Source organism: Ancylomarina salipaludis (assembly GCF_004122035.1).
In the GTDB taxonomy this organism is placed as follows: Bacteria; Bacteroidota; Bacteroidia; order Bacteroidales; family Marinifilaceae; genus Ancylomarina; species Ancylomarina salipaludis.
In genome coordinates this window covers 216,441-235,639 of sequence record NZ_SAXA01000002.1, presented here as the reverse complement: position 1 = coordinate 235,639, position 19,199 = coordinate 216,441, and the positions used below count along the sequence as shown (strand labels likewise).

Here is a 19,199-nt window from a genome sequence, read left to right as displayed (position 1 = left end):
TATTACGATATTAATTACAATAATTCTACTTTACCCTTAGCGGCTTCTACAACCTCTTTTGCAATTCCTTTAGGCACATCTTCGAAATGTGAGAATTCCATAGAAGAGTTTGCACGACCAGAAGAAAGAGTTCTTAATACAGTTACATAACCGAATTGTTCTGCCAAAGGTACTTTAGCGTTCACAACTCGTGCACCATGTTTAGACTCCATACCTTCGATCTGACCACGACGCTTATTCAAGTCTCCGATGATATCACCCATATATTCTTCAGGAGTAACAACTTCAACTTTCATAATAGGCTCAAGAAGGATTGGTCCTGCCTTAGCACATGCTTCTCTGAAACCTTGCTTAGCAGCCAATTCAAATGATAATTGATCCGAGTCAACTGGGTGGAAAGATCCATCAAACAATACAACTTTCAATGAATCAACAGTATAACCTGCCAATACACCATTAGCCATTGCATCCTGGAAACCTTTCTGTACAGATGGAACAAATTCTTTAGGAATGTTACCACCTTTAATTTGGTCAACAAACTGTAATCCTTCTCCTTCGAAATCTGCATCAACTGGAGATAAACGGAATTGGATATCAGCAAATTTACCACGTCCACCAGACTGCTTCTTGAATACCTGACGGTGCTCAACCTCGCGAGTAATAGCTTCCTTATATGCAACCTGAGGTGCACCTTGGTTACAATCAACCTTGAATTCACGCTTCAAACGGTCAATAATAATATCAAGGTGAAGTTCACCCATACCAGAGATTACTGTCTGTCCTGAATCTTCATCAGTTCTAACCTGGAAGGTTGGATCCTCTTCAGCCAATTTAGCTAAAGCCATACCCATCTTATCCACATCTTTCTGAGTCAAAGGCTCAACAGCAATACCAATTACTGGTTCTGGGAAATCCATAGATTCCAATTCGATTGGTGTTTCTTTTTGACAAAGAGTATCACCTGTACGAATATCTTTAAAACCTACACAAGCACAAATATCACCTGCCTCAACACGGTCGATAGCATTTTGCTTGTTTGAATGCATTTGGTATAAACGAGAAATACGCTCTTTGTTACCAGTTCTTACATTATAAACGTATGAACCCGCATCAATAGAACCTGAATATACACGTGTAAATGCCAAACGACCTACAAATGGGTCAGTAGCAATTTTAAATGCAAGAGCTGCTAAAGGCTCATCAACAGATGGTTGTCTTGTAGCAACCTCATCTGTTCCTGGTATAGTACCTTCAATAGCATCAATATCTAATGGATGTGGCAAATAAGCAACCATAGCATCCAATAATCTTTGAACACCTTTGTTCTTAAATGCAGAACCACATAACATTGGAACAATTTCCATGCTAATGGTAGCTTTACGGATAACCGCATACATCTCATCTTCAGTAATAGAATCCGGATCTTCGAAGAAACGCTCCATCAACTCTTCATCCTGCTCAGCTACTGCCTCAACAAGATTAGTTCTCCACTCGTTAGCTTCTTCTACTAAATCAGCCGGAATTTCTTCCATTCTATAGTTTGTTCCATTCTCATCTTCGAACCAGATACAAGCTTGCATTGTAATCAAATCAACTACACCACAAAACTTTTCTTCAGTTCCAATTGGAATTTGAATAGGCACAGGATTAGCACCAAGCTTTTCCTTAACCTCACGTACAGCTTTGAAAAAGTCAGCACCAGAACGGTCCATCTTATTTACAAAACCCATACGAGGAACTTTATATTTATTTGCTTGTCTCCAAACTGTTTCAGACTGAGCCTCAACACCACCTACAGCACAAAAACATGCTACAGCACCATCAAGTACACGTAAAGAACGCTCTACCTCTACAGTAAAGTCAACGTGACCCGGGGTATCAATAATATTGATTTGATATTTCTCATCATTGTAGCTCCAATAACAAGTTGTAGCAGCAGAAGTAATGGTAATACCACGCTCTTGCTCTTGCTCCATCCAGTCCATGGTAGCTGCTCCATCGTGCACCTCACCAATTTTGTGAGAAACACCGGTATAATACAAGATACGTTCTGTAGTTGTAGTTTTACCAGCATCGATGTGAGCCATGATACCAACATTTCTGGTATATTTTAAATCTCTTTTTGCCATGATCTTATAACTTGCGATGATTAAAATCTAAAATGCGCAAAAGCACGGTTAGCCTCAGCCATTCTATGCGTATCTTCTTTTTTCTTATAAGCTCCACCTTCTTCGTTGAATCCAGCTACAATTTCAGCTGCCAACTTGTCGGCCATAGACTTACCTGATCTCTTACGAGCAAAAAGAATCATGTTCTTAATAGAGATAGAAACTTTTCTTTCTGGACGAATTTCCATAGGAACTTGGAAAGTAGCACCACCAACACGACGAGACTTAACCTCTACTGCAGGTGTAATATTCTCCAAAGATTTTTTCCAAACCTCGATTGGAGACTTTCCAGTTTTTTCAGTTTTTTCCTTAACGATATCTAACGCAGCATAAAAAATCTTAAATGATAGATTTTTCTTTCCGTCAACCATTAAGTCATTTACAAATCGTGTTACCAACACATCATTAAATTTTGGATCTGGTAACAAGATTCTCTTTTTTGGTCTTGATTTTCTCATTCTTTTCTTAGTTTACGAGTTATCCGTTGTAGCTGCCTTTTTCAGTCTTCAAAAATCTCACGATCATTTACTCAACTTAATAGAGAACAACACATAAACATTAACCCACAGTTTTAAAAACTAGAATTAATTACTTTTTAGCTTTTGGTCTCTTAGTACCATACTTAGAACGACGCTGCATACGACCTTCTACCCCTGAAGCATCCAGTGCACCACGAACAAGGTGATATCTTACCCCTGGAAGGTCTTTTACACGACCACCACGAATCAATACGATCGAGTGCTCTTGCAAGTTATGTCCTTCTCCTGGAATGTAAGCATTCACTTCTTTTCCGTTTGTCAATCTAACACGTGCTACTTTACGCATAGCCGAGTTAGGCTTCTTAGGTGTAGTAGTGTAAACACGTACACAAACTCCTCTTCTCTGAGGACAAGAATCCAAGGCAGGAGCCTTACTTTTCTCTACAAGTTTGGTGCGTCCTTTTCTAACTAACTGTTGAATTGTAGGCATATTAACAATTACTTTGTGATTAAATATATTTTAACAAATTGGTTGCAAAGGTATTAATTATTTTCAAATAACAATAGGCGACCCTAGTTATTTTCACAAAAAACCCTTTAAATCAGCGTACAAAGTTAGCTAAATGTTTTTATAGATTTTTAATCTTTATCAACTGAAATGAAACTTAGGTCAATTCTTAATTAAAAACTCCCCCTTTTTAAAATTCCAAGAAAAATTAAAAATCAGAAACCAAACCTGGTGCTCTCCATAAATATTTCAACTACCCCATAAATTCAATCAACACAATTAGGTATACAAATTTTGATTCCCAATAATCTATAAAACACCCTTATTCCTCTTGTTAAGATCAATAAAGCCAACTTCCAAACAACAACAATACCATCTAAAATCCTGAGTCTAATTTTTGAATAATTCAAAGAATCAACACGTTTCATGAATCACCGCCAGAAGACTCTCCACAAAAAAACAAAATACACACACAAATCAATCCACAACAACTATCTAGTAACCAGACATTTAATTTCAATAGACAAAAAAAAACAGCAAAACCGGGTTACTTTTTAACAAAAAAGAGAATTAAGAGTTAAGCTAACACTACAGGTTTCATTTAAGAAACAGAACAAACAAATACAGGAAACAACTACCCCTTAAGTTTTTCCAAAATTGAATACAAAAGAAAGTACTCAGAATTGGCAACCATCTAAATTGTTTTTATTTGATAGCATCATATATAAAATAAGACAGCTTTCCATTTCTTTTGAGACAATCTAACCATTAAGTAAATCAGCTAACATTATCGTGATTGTATTAATCAGATACTGTTATGGTATGCATTAATCTCAAAACTTTCATACAACCACTTTATAATTTGCAATTATTAGATACCTGAGTGAATCAGATTGAATCCTCGCGCAAAAATTGTTCACCCTTTAAAAGAAAGACACATTTACAAAACCTCACCTGCCTGTCAGGCATTAATACAATAAGGCTTAAAAGTAAATAGAAAATAACACAGCATGTTTTATCAAATAAACTCAACCATAAACATTTACTAATATGGACTATGTTACCTATTCAGAGAAACTTCAATACATCAAGAGTCTTGCAAAGAGAGGAGCCACAGGATCCTGTAAGGAATTAGCAGAAAAATTGAATGTTTCAGAAAGTACTGTTAAAAGAATGATTCGATGTCTTAGAATACTTGGCGTTAATATTAAGTTTTGTAATTACAGACGATCGTATAAAATTATTTCCGAAGATTGATTTTGACGAAGGGTCATTTTTTGACCTTGTACTAACATATATTTGCCACGGAGATGCTTTACTTGCAAGTTAATCTATTCTCAAAATCAATTATTATTAACTTCAAAACCTTTTGTTATGAAAATTACAAAACTATCAAAGAAATCAATGGGTACAAATATGCTTGCTGCTGCAGGCTGCTGCTGTAGTTGTTGTTGTAGCTGTTGCGTAAGTGTTACTACATCATAGTAATACTCTTCAGCTTTATTTCTCAGGAACAATCTTGTTCCTGAGAAATTTCACCCTACCAATTAATTCAATTCTATAAAAAGACCTTAGGCTTTTGTATAAGTGATTTTACCATCACAACTATTAATAACAAACCAGCCTTGACCCAATATAAAATTCATGATAGATAAGTTTGATGTTTTTAAAGATGAAGCAAACAATTGCTTTCAGTTAAGAACAAAATCCAATGCTTATGCCTTGGAATTTGATGATATAGAGAAAGAGGCAATTTTCTTAAAAATAGTTGAATCCATTCAGGGAAAACCCTCCATCAGCCTAAAACAAATAAGGGGATTATTTGAAAAAAATACTGATCCTAAAGTTACAGAAGTCCTAAATACCTTAAATGACTATGGTTTTTTACCTATACCAACTTCAATGGAACTTGTTGAAAAAAACAATAATGAACAAACAACCGATAGTAATTATAATACCCTTGAAAAAATTGATATTGGAATAATCGGTGAAGGACCACTGTTTGAAATGTTATCAAAACGTGCCTCCTCAATCCACTTCAGTAAAATAGTAAAGAAGAATTATAGCGAATTAAAAAATGCTGAAGATATTGAGAAGCTGATTCATAGTGTAGATTTCATAATTGTTGACGCCAATCAGTGGAGCCCCTTCCATTTAGAACTGATAAACAAAATTGCTCTTAAGAATGAAAAACCCTGGTTGTACGTTGGTGGATTAGAAGAAATATCTTTAAAAATAGGCCCTCTTTTTTATGGCAAAGAAACAGGCTGTTACAATTGCCTCATTAGCCGTCTGAAGAGCAATCACGAATATCCTGAAATGCTAACTGCCTACGAAGCTTACTTACATGAACGTAAGATTGCATCAAAACCCGATTTATTTCCAAGCCTTGAAATATTATATGGTCTGGTTAGTGATCTCGTTCTGCTGGAAGTTGCAAAATTTTATGAATCGTGGAGTTTACCCCTGACTTGGCGTACTGTTTTATCATTTGATATTATGAATTATCAGATGACTCAACACAGTCTTTTGAAGAAACCTTTCTGTGAAATTTGTAAGCCTGAATTGGAATACAATCCTTCTCCCTGGCTTGAAGCCATCACCTTAAAATAGAAACCTTATGTCTGAAAGCACTTTAGTGAATGGCTTAAAAACCATATCAAACGAACTGGGTATCTTATACCATATTGTTAAAATGCCCCGTTTAAATGGTGATCCTAAAATGATAAGCTATGGTATCTGGCCTGCTGACACCAAATATCTTGGAGGAGAAAAATTTGGAGGACGAAGCAGCGGCTGCGGCTATGTTTGGGACGATGCCATACTAGGAACCATTGGCGAAACGGTTGAGCGATATGCTCCTGCCTTTCATAATATTGAAGAAGGCATAAAATCCACTTACCGTGATTTGAATAAAAAAGCGATTCACCCGGATGAGTATGCTCTGTTTCATGAAAAACAATACGAAGACCCAAGATTAAACGTCCAGCCATTTACCGAAGATATCCCTTTAACCTGGTTTCCCATGAGAGATTTAACCAATGGATATACATCTTACGTTCCCGGTCAATTTATTTATATGCCTTTCACCCGTGATGAAAATTGGGTGTCAATAAATACGTCTACCGGTCTGGCAGCACATTCCAACTATTACAAGGCTATACTAAATGGTCTGTATGAGGTTATCGAACGCGATAGTTTTGTGATTACCTGGATGCAGAAATTAATCCCACAAAAGATTAAAATCACACGTGAAATCCAGGATTACCTGGATGCCTATTATCCCCCGCATTTCGAATGGCATTTTTTTGATGTAACCTACGATATAAAAGTACCGACCATTTTGGGGTTTTGTATTGGAGAAACTGAATATGGCAAATTTATAGCATTCGGCTCTTCAACACGTATCAGCTATGGCGAATCTCTAAAAAAAGTCATTCAGGAAATCGGACAAACCATCCCCTATTTTAGATTCCTTTTGGGAGAAAGAAAAGATTGGAACCCGGATGATGACTATTCAAAACTCATGGATTTCGAAGAGCATTCTATTTTCTATGTAAAGCGACAGGATTTGTGGCATATTTTCGACAAATGGAAAGACACAGAACCAAGCAAAGTAATTGACCTTCATGAACCACAAGTCCTTTCTGACAAGGAAACAATCAGACATATCGTTGGTTTACTCAAGGAAAAGAATTACAACGTTCTGTTCAAAGATCTCACAACCCCGGATATCAGACAAATCGGGTTTTATAGTATCAAGGTTTTTGTACCTCAGCTGATTCCATTATCAGGAGCCTATCCTTTATATTACAATGGAGGGAAACGACTGTATTCTGTACCCGAGAAAATGGGTTTCACAGTACATGATTACGATAATTTAAATAAATATCCACACCCTTTCCCTTAAGGAAATAGAACCTGAAAATAAAATTCATATCTCACTATTAAAGAAACCACGCGTGAAATTAACCAACATAAAAGATAAGTATGACGATAAGGATGGGACACTCTATGGTAAAAAAAACATAGATGAGTCCTTAGCCTTACTCTTCCATGAAAATTCGAAATTCACCACACATTCCATGCGAAAGCAAGGTGAGCGCATAGGAGCTTTTAGCAACCCCTACGTGGCAGAACGAAGCAGTCAACCTTTTAAAACATATCCAGGTACTGAACAAATCGATCTGTCGGTTTATGAACAAGTCCCACACAATGCCGAACTTTTTGAGACAATAAAAAGACGCAGAAGTATAAGAGATTATAAAGAAGATTCAACAATCTCTTTAAATGAGCTCTATGTTCTTCTTCAATACTCATATGGCGTAAATGTCCGACAAAAGATGGATAGCTTTGGAGTCGATGGACATATTGGTCTTCGTAATGTTCCTTCAGGAGGAGGCCTATTTCCTCTGGAACTTTATGTTGTTATTTTCAAAGCCCATATTCCCTCTGGTCTTTACCATTTCAGATCCGACTCCATGTGTCTCGAAAAAATAAAAGAAGGGGAATTCATGAATGAGTTAATCCAAATCATTCAGGCTGAGCCTTACGTAAATATGAGAAGTTCTTCAGCCTTATTTATCACGACAGGCATTCTTGAAAGACAAATGATTAAATACGGAGATCGTGCTTATCGTTTCATGATGCAGGAATCCGGTTTTGTAGGTATGATGATGAGCCTTTTAGCTGAATCACTCAACTTGGGAAGCTGCATGCTGGGAGGATACAATGACGATAAAGTAAATGAATTTCTGGAAATTGATGGTGTTTTTGAAACCGTTAACAACCTTCTTGTTGTGGGAGGCAAAAAAGACTAAACATTTAAAATACAACAACCATCACCCAGACTAGTTTGCAATAATTTTTGACTGACTAGAAAAAGCTAATCCCAACAACTTACAATTCTATGAACAAAATCCTTGTAACGAACATCTCCTATACTGTTAAGGGTAAACAAATTCTCAAAGATTTAAGTTTTGAGGTAAAACAGAATGAGGTATTTGCTCTAATAGGCAAAAATGGAAGTGGAAAATCGAGCTTGATAGATATCATCCTTCAGGATTTAAAACCTGACTGTGGGGAAGTAAAACTGTTCGAAAAAGAAAAATTCAACTATAAAAACGTGGGCATTTTATACGATCATTTACCACTTATTTCTTTGCTCCGGGTTGAAGAAATTATCAAATATTACTGCACCGTTCACAAACTTAAGTACGCTGCAATAGTTCAACATTTTTTTGAAGATTTTGAGATCAGCCCCATAGAAAAATCATACATCAGAACCCTCTCTTTAGGCGAAAAGAAAAGAGTATCAATATTATTGGCTGTTATGCACAATCCGGACTTACTTATTCTGGACGAGCCTTTTGCCAATGTCGATCCGACCATCACAAACCGAATCTGGAACGTTTTAAAGAGAGACGGACGAACCATTTTTTTCACAACTCATAATTGGGCTGATGCCGAAAAGCGTGCTGACAAGGTAGCATTTCTCGGAAATGGGCAACTCATTGCAGAACCCCTCAGACCTGCAGAAGCTATCAAAAATTTACCCGCACAAAAAAAGTTAATTTTTACCTCGACACAGGAAATAGAGCAGCTTTTAACTAAAGAGGCATACTACAAACACGATGGAAATATTGTTTGTTTTTCACAACCGGGCTCTTCTCTAATCGGCGTTATCGCCCAGCATACAAGCAATTTCTCCATTCAGGATGTAGATTTAACCGATGTTTATTTGTTCCATTTAAAAGCAGAATCACATGTTTAAAATTTTATGTCATTCAATCTATTTTCACTTGATTAATTATCTGCGTATTAAGCAAGCCGTATTCTTCTCTCTGGCCTTTCCCATCTTCCTTTTTATCGTGTTTGGAAATATCTGGGGACTCAATCAGCAAGAATATGTAGCCTCACTTTTCACCGGTGTTTTGGGAATGACAATAGCCAGCGATGGTCTGTTTGCTATAGGACCTGTCATTAGAGAATATTATGCCTCGGGATTGATAAAATACCTGAGAAAATTACCCATGAATATTTTAAGCTATTTCATAGGATTAATAATAAGCCGAGTTATTTCTTTACTCGTAGTCTTGGGATTACTCACAGTTGTTTCAAAACTGATGTTCAATTTCACCCCACCATCTGAACAAATCATAAACCTTATAGCAGGTATTGTTATTGGCTTATTCCTTTTTGCTTTTTTAGGGCTGACCATATCCTTTTCAGGGATCAAATACGGATCTGAAAAAGGGCTAATCAACTTCGTCTTTTTTGGTGTTTTATTCACAAGTAATTGCTTCTACCCCGTTGGTCAATTCAACCGTATCGTCGGAGCCATTGGTGATGCTCTTCCACTTAATCCAATCCTACACGTCCTAAGAGGTGAAGCAAGTGGGTTCATTATCGTATTATGGCTTATTACCCCTATTGTTTTGTTCTCAGTATTATTCCGTCGAATCAAATTTGTTAGATGATGATTATACTACACAGTCTACTCTTTTTTCTATTATTCATGCTAATTCATGAAGGAGGACATATTATTGCAGCCAAAATGATGGCTATCCCAATACAAAAAGTAGGAGCCAGCTTAAAACCCTACCCTCACTTTTATGTATCAGTCACCTGGCCTCGTTCCATAATACAGAAATACACCTATCTGTTTGCAGGAATGGCAATCTCCTGGCTCATTTTTTCAATTGTACAGATCAATGATTACTGGGGTATCAAAAGTCTCTATTATGGTTTGATCATTCAACTAATTGTAGAAATGAATCCATTTCATTCAGATATCATTATCGCGATTGTAACCAACCGTAAAGGTTTCAAAAAAGCAGGTTTAAACAACTTTGAATCCGTATACAAAAAAGAACTGGCTGCCTATCATTTCAGTGCACTTTGGTATCTGCACTTTAGTCTGTGGATGTTTGTTATCGTATTACTTCTTAAAATGACCTAAAAAAACAAAACTATGAAACACCTTATATTTATTTTATGTATCACCTGTCTTAACCTATCTAACCCCTGCAAAGCACTTATTAACACAAACAGTCAACTGACTACTGTACAGAAAAGTGAAACTGATTCTACAAACTTATTAAATGGGATTCAAGGTAAAGTTGATCAAGCCTTTTTGCTTGCTTTAAAAACAAAACAAGCAGCCCCCTTGCTCCATTTGGACCAAAAACTGAATAAAATTGGTGGTAAAAATTCAAACCCAATCATCACGTATTGGCAATCCTACCTAAGTTATTACTTATCAATCTGTCACCTTCAACTGAAGGATAAAAAAAACGCTGAAGAATCCATCAATAAGGCTATTGAACTCATCGAAAATATGGAAAATAAGAATGCTGAAGATTACGCCCTTTTAGCCTATGAGCAAAGTTTTTCCTGCCAGTTTAAACCTGGTATTATTATTCCCTTTGTATCAAAAAAACTAAAAAGAAATTGCGAAACTGCCCTACAAATCGATTCGCTGAATATGCGAGCCTACTTTGTTTTAGGTAGCAACGACTTTTATACCCCCGAGATGTTTGGTGGTGGAAAATCTGCCGAAAAGATGCTGCTCAAAGCCATAGATATGCCCGAACAAAAAATAGCAAATCCCTTTCTGCCTTCATGGGGAAAAATGAATGCTTATGAATTATTAATTCGCTGGTATATCCGAAAGGAAAAATGGAATCTGGCACACAAATACTATCAGGAGGGACTAAAAAAATACCCAACCAGTTTTCTTATTCAAGAGCTTGCTTCAAAAATAAAAGAATAGATAATGAGACTAACCTGGCTTCTTGTTTTCTTATTTACTTGCTTAAGTCTTTGGGGACAAAAACAGCTTACTGGAATAGTGGTCGATCAAAACCATAAGCCTGTCTTTGCAGCCAATGTCTATTGGGAACAACATCCCCAACTGGGGGTTGTTACCGATTTTGACGGCAAATTTAGCATCACCTTGCCTACGCAACAAAATCCAGAACAACTTCTGATCTCTTTTATTGGTTTTAAAACCCAAGTTATCCTCTGGGATGAGATCAAACAGCAAGAGAAAATAGTTATTCAATTAAAAGAAGAAAATCGGCAACTCAAAACCATTAACGTCACAGCCAAAGATCCAATTTCTCAAAAGTTTTCTGTAATCAGGATGGAAAAACTGGATGTGTACCTTAGCCCTGTAGCCAGCGGGGATCCTCTAAAAGCCATTACATTTTTGCCCTCATCAACAAACACCGATGAAATGGCTAACCCTGCCTTAAGGGGAAGTAATTCGGATAAAAGTCGGGTCATTTTAAATGGTGTTCCCGTTTTAAAACCTGTACGAAACAGTCAGATCAACGGGATGGGGAATTTTAGTTTATTTAATACTGAAATTATACACAAACAATACGTATATGCCAGTAATCCACCACTAAGCTATGGCAATACCAGTGCTGGATTGGTTGAAATAGAAACGGTTCGAAAACTTGATCAAAATTTATCTCAAATAGCTACATCAATGGCAAGTCTGGGTTTTTTTATATCAAAAAAACTAAAGAAAAAATCTCTTATTCAACTTTATGGCAATTGGCAATTCGACGATGCTTTTCTGAAGCTAAACAAAAATAGTTTAGATCTATTGAAAAACTTTAAAAGTAAGGATGCGGGTGTGAATCTGAGACTCAAACTAAACAATAAATTATGCCTAAATTCATTCAATTACCTTATTGATGAACATTACGATGTTTTGGATTACATGTATGGCTATCAGGGTAAATCTATAGCAAATAATCTTCGATTAATCTCCATAACCAATTTACATTACACAACAAAAAAAGGCCTCTTTAGTTTCAATTTGGGATTGGATGCAGCAAAAAACAAGTATCAGTTTGCAAATCTATTTTCAAGAGGACTAAACAAAAGCATTTATATTTCTGCCAATTATAAATGGACAACAAAAAATAGACATAAATTTCAAATTGGCTTCAGTGAAGAATACAAATACGATAGGTTCCATGACAGCATTCCGCTTAACTATTATAATGTAAAACCCGAAGCACCCAACTATTATCAAAAAACAAAGCTAAACAATCACAATACCGAATGTTATATGTATTGGAATTACGAACTGGTATCGAATTTCAATTTAAGTACAGCTGCACGAATCAACCTTCCTACCAACAAACAAAGTTTCTATTGGAGCGGACAAATTTCCATGCGGTACAGTCTAAATAAAAGTCAATCCTTTTTGCTTAGTGGTGGGCAATACCACAATTACAATACCCCCAATTACTATCAGCGAGATTATGCCCTGAACCAAAGCTATCAAATAGCTCTCGATTACGACTATAAGCTCGAACGCAGCAATTACCATTTGGCCCTCTACTGGAAAAAGGAACATGGGGATTGGACAGATGCCAACTACTCCAATTTCAAAGATATCAAGATAGTTGGTCTGGAACTTAGCATGAATCATTACTTTGGACCTTACCTGAATTTCTCATTATCAAACACCCTGCTAAAACAAGATATTCAGAATGCAAACCAATGGTATCCTGGCAATCAGAGTCTTGATTATTTTACAAAAATGTCTCTGAATTTTAACCACCCAAAAATAATAAATTTAAGTGCCACCTGGATTGCCCGACCAGGTCTACGCTACACCCCTGTAAAAGAAGCCTTGTATAACACAACTATAGATGCATGGCAACCTGTGCTCAGCGAAAATATTAATAGTGACCGCTATGCAAACTACAATAATTTGAGTGTCAATGCAAGCCGAATCATTCAAATAGGAAAAGTTTCAATCATAGCTTTTGCATCAGTCACAAACCTACTCAATAAGAAGAACCAGAATACCAAACAATACAACATGGATTATTCATCTTCAAAATTTAATTACTTCGAAAAACGGATCTACTATTTTGGCCTGATATGGCAACTTAAAGACAAATAAGTCAGAATCCAATTCCCCACTTAATAAAACCATTTGCCATTATTAAAAAAAAACAATTATGAAAAAACTAAATTTCTTGTTACTCTTAGGCTTTGTCATATTTATATGCTCGTGCTCAAAAGAGGAAATAAACGATGTTAAAACAGATCAACAGAAAGAAACACCTTTAAGTAAATCTGAAATAGATAATGAAATCAGCCGTATACTTAAAGAAAAAGGAAGCTTTAATTGGTCAGAAGTAAGTGATCGCATGTTGTGGAGTGCGGTATTAAACAGCGATAGCTTAATTAGCATCGGTTATGGTCATAAAGCTTTTAATATCAATGCAGAAAATAAACCGCATCTGTCAAAAGCTGATCTCTTAACAGAGATATCAAACTCGGCAGAATACACACGAAGACTAAAAAAAGGACAAAGAACCCTTATCCATGATGATGAAACCCTCAATGTAATAGATGTAAAAATATCAAGTTTGGAAATGATAACCAGCCTAAGAAATAAACCCGATGTGAGGTATATTGAACCTGCCGGTTATCGTTACTTCCCCGGAAATAAGGTAAAAAGTTCCAGTGGTTGCGGGCAAACAGGTGAAACCATTAATCCCGAAGACTACCAGCATATCGCTCCCAATTGTTATGTGTCATGGGCCTATAATATCAACAATATTCCGGCGGCATGGGAAACCAGTACCGGTAAAGGGGTAACTGTTGCCGTTATCGACACAGGCGTTTCAGAGAACCAACCCTTGTTGGGCAGCAGTTTCAACAATGGCTATTCATCGGGCAGAACCATTGAAAAATTCGGAACCTATATTGACTCCTGGAATATCTGGTCAGACAATTACGATGGTGTAAATGATAAATGCAGTCATGGCACATCCATGTCAGCCAATATTGCCAGTCCAAGAAACGATCAGGGCATGCCAGTGGGTGTAGCCTATAATTGCAACCTGATTGTCTACCGGGCAACCTCCGATGTTTTCCTCGATGATTACCACGAACAAGCTGGAGTAGCCGAAGCACTGATAGCCCTGGCCAACCGCCCCGATGTTAAAATCATTTCAATGTCTATAGGGCACTATTTCACAATTGGTAAAATTGAAGATGCGATTAAATATGCATACTCAAAAGACAAATTGATATTTGCAGCGGCAGGAACTTCTCTGGAGTTTACCACATGGGCCGGGGTCATTTTTCCTGCAAATATGAGTGAAACGGTTGCTATAACTGGCGTGACTGATGCTTCAAACTATCAGCATGGTGCTTTCAACCATTATGGGACAGAAGTCGATTTTACTGTCATCATGGAACGATATGATGACAAAACAAGAACATCACCAACAACAGGTTTCAACGAAGGCGAAATTCAATATATTGGAGGTTCCTCAATTGCAACATCTATGACAGCTGGCATTGCGGCTCTGGTATGGGAGAAATATCCCAACTATACAAGAGCACAAATCCTTCAAAAACTTAAGCACGCTGCCGAACTTTATCCCAATCGAGATGCCAACTATGGCTACGGTAATATTGATGCTTACAAAGCTGTTAATTAAATCGATTTCATTTTAAAATTACGATTAAAACCATCGTATCTAAAAAAGGGCAAAAATCAAAATTATTGATTTTTGCCCTTTTGGGTTTGACTCAAGAAACCTCATGATATTTTAAGAATCATTAAAATAAATCTACTTTTAAACATTTATCCTGAATTCATAAAAAATCAAATCAATACTATGATACAAAACAAAGATTACATCCTTAAGCTAATTGAAGCAGCTGGAAAAGCAATTACCAAGATGATTGGATTTAAAGAGAAAGGTGAGTATACCCAGGCTTTGGACTCACTGAATGAATGTTATACAGAACACTTTGACTCAATACATATCGAAACTGAAAGCAATGCTATCAAGCTTGATTTATATGGCAATCTTCTTAAGGAGGAAGCTGAAATAAACCTAAAATTAGGTCATCATGATAAGGCACGAAACCTATTCCAAAAAGCATTAGAAACTCTAACCAAAGCTGAGACTCAGAGTAAAACCTTCGACCTAAAAAGAAACGTCCTAATTCAAGAAATACGATTAGCCCTCAAAAATAACTTAGAATAAAAACAAATTAGGAGCCCTATTTTGATTAGAATCATTAGTCACAAGACGGAACAAAGATTTGTTCACCCAACAATCGAAAGACAAACTAAACATCTCATCATCAGCTATTGGAATTAAAAGAAATGTTCGCTAAATTGGTAGACCCATAAGTTCAGAAAGGCAAATTAACCCTAGTTTGCTGATCGAAATATTTTTTAACCCAATAAAAATTTCGAGTATGAAAGTTTATCAATCTAATGAAATTAAAAACATCGCTCTCATTGGCAATGCCGGCTCGGGCAAGACGACCCTTGCCGAAGCAATGTTATTCGAAGGCGGTGTTATTAGTAGACGCGGAAACGTGGATGACAATAACACCGTTTCTGATTATAATCCCGTAGAGCATGAACACGGAAGCTCCGTTTTTTCTACGATTTTATACGCAGAATGGTTAGGAAAAAAAATCAATTTCATCGATACACCAGGCGCTGACGATTTTTCAGGTGGTGTTATATCGGCTTTGAATGTTGTTGACACAGGCTTGATGCTGATAAATGCTCAACATGGTGTTGAAGTCGGCACAGAGATTCTTGGGCGAAGAGCTAGCAAGCTGAATACCCCTTTGATTTTTGTTGTGAATCAATTGGACCACGAAAAAGCCAATTTCGACCAGTGTATCGAATCAGCAAAACTTAGTTTTGGAAACAAGGTTGCTATTGTTCAGTATCCGGTTACATCCGGGCTTGAATTCGATGCTGTAGTTGATGTATTGAAAATGAAAATGTATCAGTGGGGACCCGATGGTGGAAAACCTGAAATCCTGGACATTCCTGATTCGGAGATTGATAAAGCCAATGAACTACACAACGAATTGGTTGAAGCTGCTGCAGAAAATGACGAAGCCTTAATGGAACTCTATTTCGATAAGGGCAGTTTGTCTGAGGACGAGATGAGAGAAGGTATGAAAAAAGGAATGATTGCCTGCGATCTTTATCCTGTTTTCTGTGTATCTGCTAAAAAGGATATGGGCGTTAGACGTCTTATGGAATTCATTGGCAATATTGTGCCATATGTAACAGAGATGCCTGCTATACCAACCGTAAGCGGACGTGAAGCAAAATGCGATTCCAATGCTCCAACATCTTTATTTGTATTTAAAACGTCTATCGAACCTCATATTGGTGAGGTCAACTATTTTAAAGTTATTTCCGGAAAAATTAAAGAGGGAGATGATTTAACCAATGTTAATAACGGAACAAAAGAGCGTCTTTCACAATTATATGTAGTAGCTGGTCGTAATCGCGAAAAAGTAACTGAACTGGTTGCCGGTGATATTGGTGCTACAGTAAAACTAAAGAATACAAAAAACAACCATACCTTAAATTCTAAGGATTGTGATTTTATATATAAGGATATCGAATTCCCTGAACCCAAATACCGAACAGCTGTCAATGCATTGGATGAGTCTGACGATGAGCGTTTGGGTGAATTGCTTCATCGCATGCACGAAGAAGATCCAACCATATTGATTGAATACTCGAAAGAACTAAAACAAATCATACTTCATGGTCAGGGTGAATTCCATTTGAACACATTAAAATGGAGACTGAAGCACAACGATAAAATGGAAATCGAATTTAAATCGCCGAAAATTCCATATCGCGAAACCATAACCAAACAAGCTGCAGCTGATTATCGTCATAAAAAACAATCAGGAGGCTCAGGTCAGTTTGGTGAGGTGCATATGATTATCGAACCCTACTACGAGGGTATGCCTGACCCAACTTCGTTTAAAGTTGATGGAAAAGAATTTAAGGTAAATTTAAGAGGAACAGAAACCGTAGATCTTCCTTGGGGCGGTAAGCTGGTTTTCTGTAACTGTATTGTTGGCGGAGTAATCGACACGCGTTTCCTTCCTGCTATTATGAAAGGAATTATGGAGAAGATGGATGAAGGTCCGTTGACAGGCTCCTATGCCCGCGATATTCGGGTATCAGTTTACGATGGTAAAATGCACGCAGTAGATTCGAATGAAATTTCGTTCCGACTTGCAGGACGCCATGCCTTTAGTCAAGCTTTTAAAAATGCAGCTCCTAAAATTCTTGAACCCATTTACGATATTTCTATTTTGGTTCCTGAAGATAGAATGGGGGATGTTATGAGTGACTTACAAACTCGCCGAGCTATGATTATGGGAATGGAAGCTGAAAAAGGATTCCAAAAAATCTTAGCTAAGGTCCCTCTTAAGGAAATGGATCGTTATTCGACTTCACTAAGTTCTTTAACGGGTGGACGAGCACAGTTTACAATGAAATTTTCTTCATACGAAAAAGTGCCTAATGATATTCAGCAAGAATTATTAGCTGCATATGAAGAAGAAATGGCAGAAGCCTAATCACAAAATTTAATCATTGAAAAAGCCGATAGACTCATTTGAATCTATCGGCTTTCTTAATATTTCCCATTATTATTTATCGTGTAAAAGCATCACTGCTCCTCTTTCGGTATAATGCTTTCCTGTTTCTTCTCTACCTTCAGCTTCTATCACATAAAAGTAGGTGCCTGGTGTAGCCAACTTACCATTTATTTTGCCATTCCATCCCTTCACACTATACCAAAATTCAGAACCTGAACCTATAATATCAACATCATAACCTGCATTGGCATATTTCACATCAGATTCCTGAAACTCATAAACCAATCGCCCCCATCTATTAAATATCTTTGCTGAATACGATTTTACAGAATACAATTTCAAACGAAACACATCATTAGCCCCATCACCGTTTGGCGTAAATACATTAGGAACTTCAAATAGTGAGCTCTCCACAAGAATATCGCTCGACACAAACTCTTCAACACAATTCATCGCATCATCATTATTTCTTGCAATCAACTTCACAAAATATTTTCCCGGATGAAGATAGGTATAGGTTTCATTTATATCCGTTTTGATATCTGTTAACAAACTATCCTGAGCAGGTACTGGTCCATCAATCCGACTTGTGTCCTGATAAAAGTACCACTCATACTCTGCCCTATCATTTAAATTTTCAATTTCGAAATTCACATTTAAAGGGGCTTCGCCTGAAGCAGGATTAAAATTAAACCTAGGATCCACCTTATAGGTTTTTGATAAAATAGCATCCGAAGTATATTCAAATCCGCATTCATCAATCACGGTCATTGTAAAACTTTCTTCACCCTTAAAAGCGCTTTCATAAACAAAACTTTTATTGGTTCCATCGTAATCAACAAAAGCAGGCCCTTGAATTTCAAGTCCATTGTGTTGAAATGAAAAAATCAATGTCCTTGAAAGCTCTAGTGGGTTTGAAGATGGAAAATCGTAATAATAATCTTTTGCAGCAACATAAGATGATAAAAAGTAAAGACCACTACAATCCATATCGGTTTTTGTAAAAACTGGTTGATTCGTACCTTTCAAATGATTAATTACCCATGCCTGATACTCTCTTACAATTGCTCCTTTTTCTATCTTCACATGATACAAACCATCTCCCAAATCACTTACAATTGACTCGGAAAGACCATTATCAACCTGAAATGCAGCCTCGAATGATGTCGTTGCACTATTCCATTTTGTCCAGGTAAAGTCCCAACCTGAAATTCCATCAGGGGATACTGCCTTCAACTCACCAACACCAGCAGCAAATTCATCGCTGAAAACAAAAATATTATCTTGTGCACCACTTGAATATTCAGTTGGTGAACTATAACTCGCATTTGGAGCCGAAATTTGAGCCAATAAGTCGGACGAACATAAAACCAGTCCACATAATAGTCCAAATAACAATCGGGGTTTCACTGTAATCGAAAAGCCTTTAGTTTGCATATCTTTTTATTTATTTTTGATAAAGCTTGATTTACAATATTAAAAAAATAAAGTCGCATTTAAGATATCTGCCTATTAGAATTATATGTTGGAGGAGATATTTGCTGAAATATTTGTGTGAGTAGGATTGCAATTTGTACTTTTGAGCTAGTATTTTGAAAACGACAA

General features: G+C 36.8%; 16 protein-coding genes. 12 read left to right on the top strand and 4 right to left on the bottom strand.

The annotated features are described in order from the left end of the window. Window positions 1-14: 14 nt before the first annotated feature. The 3 genes from fusA to rpsL all read right to left on the bottom strand — a co-directional run bounded on the left by fusA (window position 15) and on the right by rpsL (window position 3,137). A complete protein-coding gene (gene fusA / locus EO244_RS03235) occupies window positions 15-2,129 on the bottom strand; it encodes an elongation factor G (RefSeq protein WP_129252879.1) in 2,115 nt (704 codons plus the stop codon). A 20-nt stretch (window positions 2,130-2,149) separates the two neighbouring features. Beyond that, complete coding sequence (gene rpsG, locus EO244_RS03230; protein ID WP_129252877.1) at window positions 2,150-2,626, bottom strand: 30S ribosomal protein S7; 477 nt, start codon at window positions 2,624-2,626, stop codon at window positions 2,150-2,152. Window positions 2,627-2,756: 130 nt separating this feature from the next. Further along, on the bottom strand, window positions 2,757-3,137 hold the full coding sequence (rpsL, locus tag EO244_RS03225; protein WP_129252875.1) for a 30S ribosomal protein S12: 381 nt from the start codon (window positions 3,135-3,137) through the stop codon (window positions 2,757-2,759). Between the two features lie 1,068 nt (window positions 3,138-4,205). Here rpsL and EO244_RS03220 point away from each other — a divergent pair. The 12 genes from EO244_RS03220 (at window position 4,206) to EO244_RS03165 (ending at window position 17,573) form a co-directional block, all read left to right on the top strand. Further along, entirely contained in the window at window positions 4,206-4,412 is a 207-nt protein-coding gene (locus EO244_RS03220) for an HTH domain-containing protein (RefSeq protein ID WP_129252873.1), read from the top strand. Window positions 4,413-4,799: 387 nt separating this feature from the next. Then, window positions 4,800-5,768 carry a TOMM precursor leader peptide-binding protein gene (locus EO244_RS03215; RefSeq protein ID WP_129252871.1) on the top strand — a complete coding sequence of 323 codons (969 nt, stop codon included), beginning with the start codon at window positions 4,800-4,802 and terminating at the stop codon, window positions 5,766-5,768. Window positions 5,769-5,775: 7 nt separating this feature from the next. Continuing rightward, a complete protein-coding gene (locus EO244_RS03210) occupies window positions 5,776-7,065 on the top strand; it encodes a YcaO-like family protein (RefSeq protein ID WP_129252869.1) in 1,290 nt (429 codons plus the stop codon). A gap of 52 nt (window positions 7,066-7,117) precedes the next feature. Beyond that, window positions 7,118-7,975: a SagB family peptide dehydrogenase gene (locus EO244_RS03205; RefSeq protein ID WP_129252868.1), complete on the top strand. Its 858-nt coding sequence runs from the start codon at window positions 7,118-7,120 to the stop codon at window positions 7,973-7,975. A gap of 89 nt (window positions 7,976-8,064) precedes the next feature. Then, on the top strand, window positions 8,065-8,928 hold the full coding sequence (locus EO244_RS03200; RefSeq protein WP_129252866.1) for an ABC transporter ATP-binding protein: 864 nt from the start codon (window positions 8,065-8,067) through the stop codon (window positions 8,926-8,928). Next, on the top strand, window positions 8,921-9,634 hold the full coding sequence (locus EO244_RS03195) for an ABC transporter permease (RefSeq protein WP_129252864.1): 714 nt from the start codon (window positions 8,921-8,923) through the stop codon (window positions 9,632-9,634). The genes EO244_RS03200 and EO244_RS03195 overlap by 8 nt, the downstream gene beginning before the upstream one ends. After that, on the top strand, window positions 9,634-10,116 hold the full coding sequence (locus tag EO244_RS03190; RefSeq protein WP_129252863.1) for a hypothetical protein: 483 nt from the start codon (window positions 9,634-9,636) through the stop codon (window positions 10,114-10,116). Before EO244_RS03195 ends, EO244_RS03190 begins: the two co-directional genes overlap by 1 nt. Window positions 10,117-10,128: 12 nt before the next feature. Next, window positions 10,129-10,929, top strand: coding sequence for a tetratricopeptide repeat protein (locus EO244_RS03185; protein WP_129252861.1), 801 nt, complete (start codon window positions 10,129-10,131; stop codon window positions 10,927-10,929). Window positions 10,930-10,932: 3 nt separating this feature from the next. Next, window positions 10,933-13,089: a TonB-dependent receptor plug domain-containing protein gene (locus tag EO244_RS03180; protein WP_129252859.1), complete on the top strand. Its 2,157-nt coding sequence runs from the start codon at window positions 10,933-10,935 to the stop codon at window positions 13,087-13,089. 58 nt (window positions 13,090-13,147) lie between these two features. Then, on the top strand, window positions 13,148-14,644 hold the full coding sequence (locus EO244_RS03175; protein WP_129252857.1) for a S8 family peptidase: 1,497 nt from the start codon (window positions 13,148-13,150) through the stop codon (window positions 14,642-14,644). Between the two features lie 180 nt (window positions 14,645-14,824). Further along, window positions 14,825-15,199, top strand: a complete 375-nt coding sequence (locus tag EO244_RS03170; protein WP_129252855.1) for a hypothetical protein — start codon at window positions 14,825-14,827, stop codon at window positions 15,197-15,199. A 217-nt stretch (window positions 15,200-15,416) separates the two neighbouring features. Further along, window positions 15,417-17,573 carry an elongation factor G gene (locus EO244_RS03165; protein ID WP_129252853.1) on the top strand — a complete coding sequence of 719 codons (2,157 nt, stop codon included), beginning with the start codon at window positions 15,417-15,419 and terminating at the stop codon, window positions 17,571-17,573. A 72-nt stretch (window positions 17,574-17,645) separates the two neighbouring features. Here EO244_RS03165 and EO244_RS03160 read toward each other — a convergent pair whose 3' ends face one another. Continuing rightward, complete coding sequence (locus EO244_RS03160; protein ID WP_129252851.1) at window positions 17,646-19,031, bottom strand: T9SS type B sorting domain-containing protein; 1,386 nt, start codon at window positions 19,029-19,031, stop codon at window positions 17,646-17,648. Window positions 19,032-19,199: the final 168 nt, after the last annotated feature.

What these genes read in the sequence shown, in the direction of transcription:
- EO244_RS03175 (WP_129252857.1), top strand. Translation starts at nt 13,148, where the DNA reads ATGAAAAAACTAAATTTCTTGTTACTCTTAGGCTTTGTCATATTTATA.
- EO244_RS03220 (WP_129252873.1), top strand. Translation starts at nt 4,206, where the DNA reads ATGGACTATGTTACCTATTCAGAGAAACTTCAATACATCAAGAGTCTT.
- EO244_RS03165 (WP_129252853.1), top strand. Translation starts at nt 15,417, where the DNA reads ATGAAAGTTTATCAATCTAATGAAATTAAAAACATCGCTCTCATTGGC.
- EO244_RS03215 (WP_129252871.1), top strand. Translation starts at nt 4,800, where the DNA reads ATGATAGATAAGTTTGATGTTTTTAAAGATGAAGCAAACAATTGCTTT.
- EO244_RS03190 (WP_129252863.1), top strand. Translation starts at nt 9,634, where the DNA reads ATGATTATACTACACAGTCTACTCTTTTTTCTATTATTCATGCTAATT.
- rpsL (WP_129252875.1), bottom strand. Translation starts at nt 3,137, where the DNA reads ATGCCTACAATTCAACAGTTAGTTAGAAAAGGACGCACCAAACTTGTA.
- EO244_RS03200 (WP_129252866.1), top strand. Translation starts at nt 8,065, where the DNA reads ATGAACAAAATCCTTGTAACGAACATCTCCTATACTGTTAAGGGTAAA.
- EO244_RS03195 (WP_129252864.1), top strand. Translation starts at nt 8,921, where the DNA reads ATGTTTAAAATTTTATGTCATTCAATCTATTTTCACTTGATTAATTAT.
- EO244_RS03160 (WP_129252851.1), bottom strand. Translation starts at nt 19,031, where the DNA reads ATGCAAACTAAAGGCTTTTCGATTACAGTGAAACCCCGATTGTTATTT.
- rpsG (WP_129252877.1), bottom strand. Translation starts at nt 2,626, where the DNA reads ATGAGAAAATCAAGACCAAAAAAGAGAATCTTGTTACCAGATCCAAAA.
- fusA (WP_129252879.1), bottom strand. Translation starts at nt 2,129, where the DNA reads ATGGCAAAAAGAGATTTAAAATATACCAGAAATGTTGGTATCATGGCT.
- EO244_RS03185 (WP_129252861.1), top strand. Translation starts at nt 10,129, where the DNA reads ATGAAACACCTTATATTTATTTTATGTATCACCTGTCTTAACCTATCT.
- EO244_RS03180 (WP_129252859.1), top strand. Translation starts at nt 10,933, where the DNA reads ATGAGACTAACCTGGCTTCTTGTTTTCTTATTTACTTGCTTAAGTCTT.
- EO244_RS03210 (WP_129252869.1), top strand. Translation starts at nt 5,776, where the DNA reads ATGTCTGAAAGCACTTTAGTGAATGGCTTAAAAACCATATCAAACGAA.
- EO244_RS03170 (WP_129252855.1), top strand. Translation starts at nt 14,825, where the DNA reads ATGATACAAAACAAAGATTACATCCTTAAGCTAATTGAAGCAGCTGGA.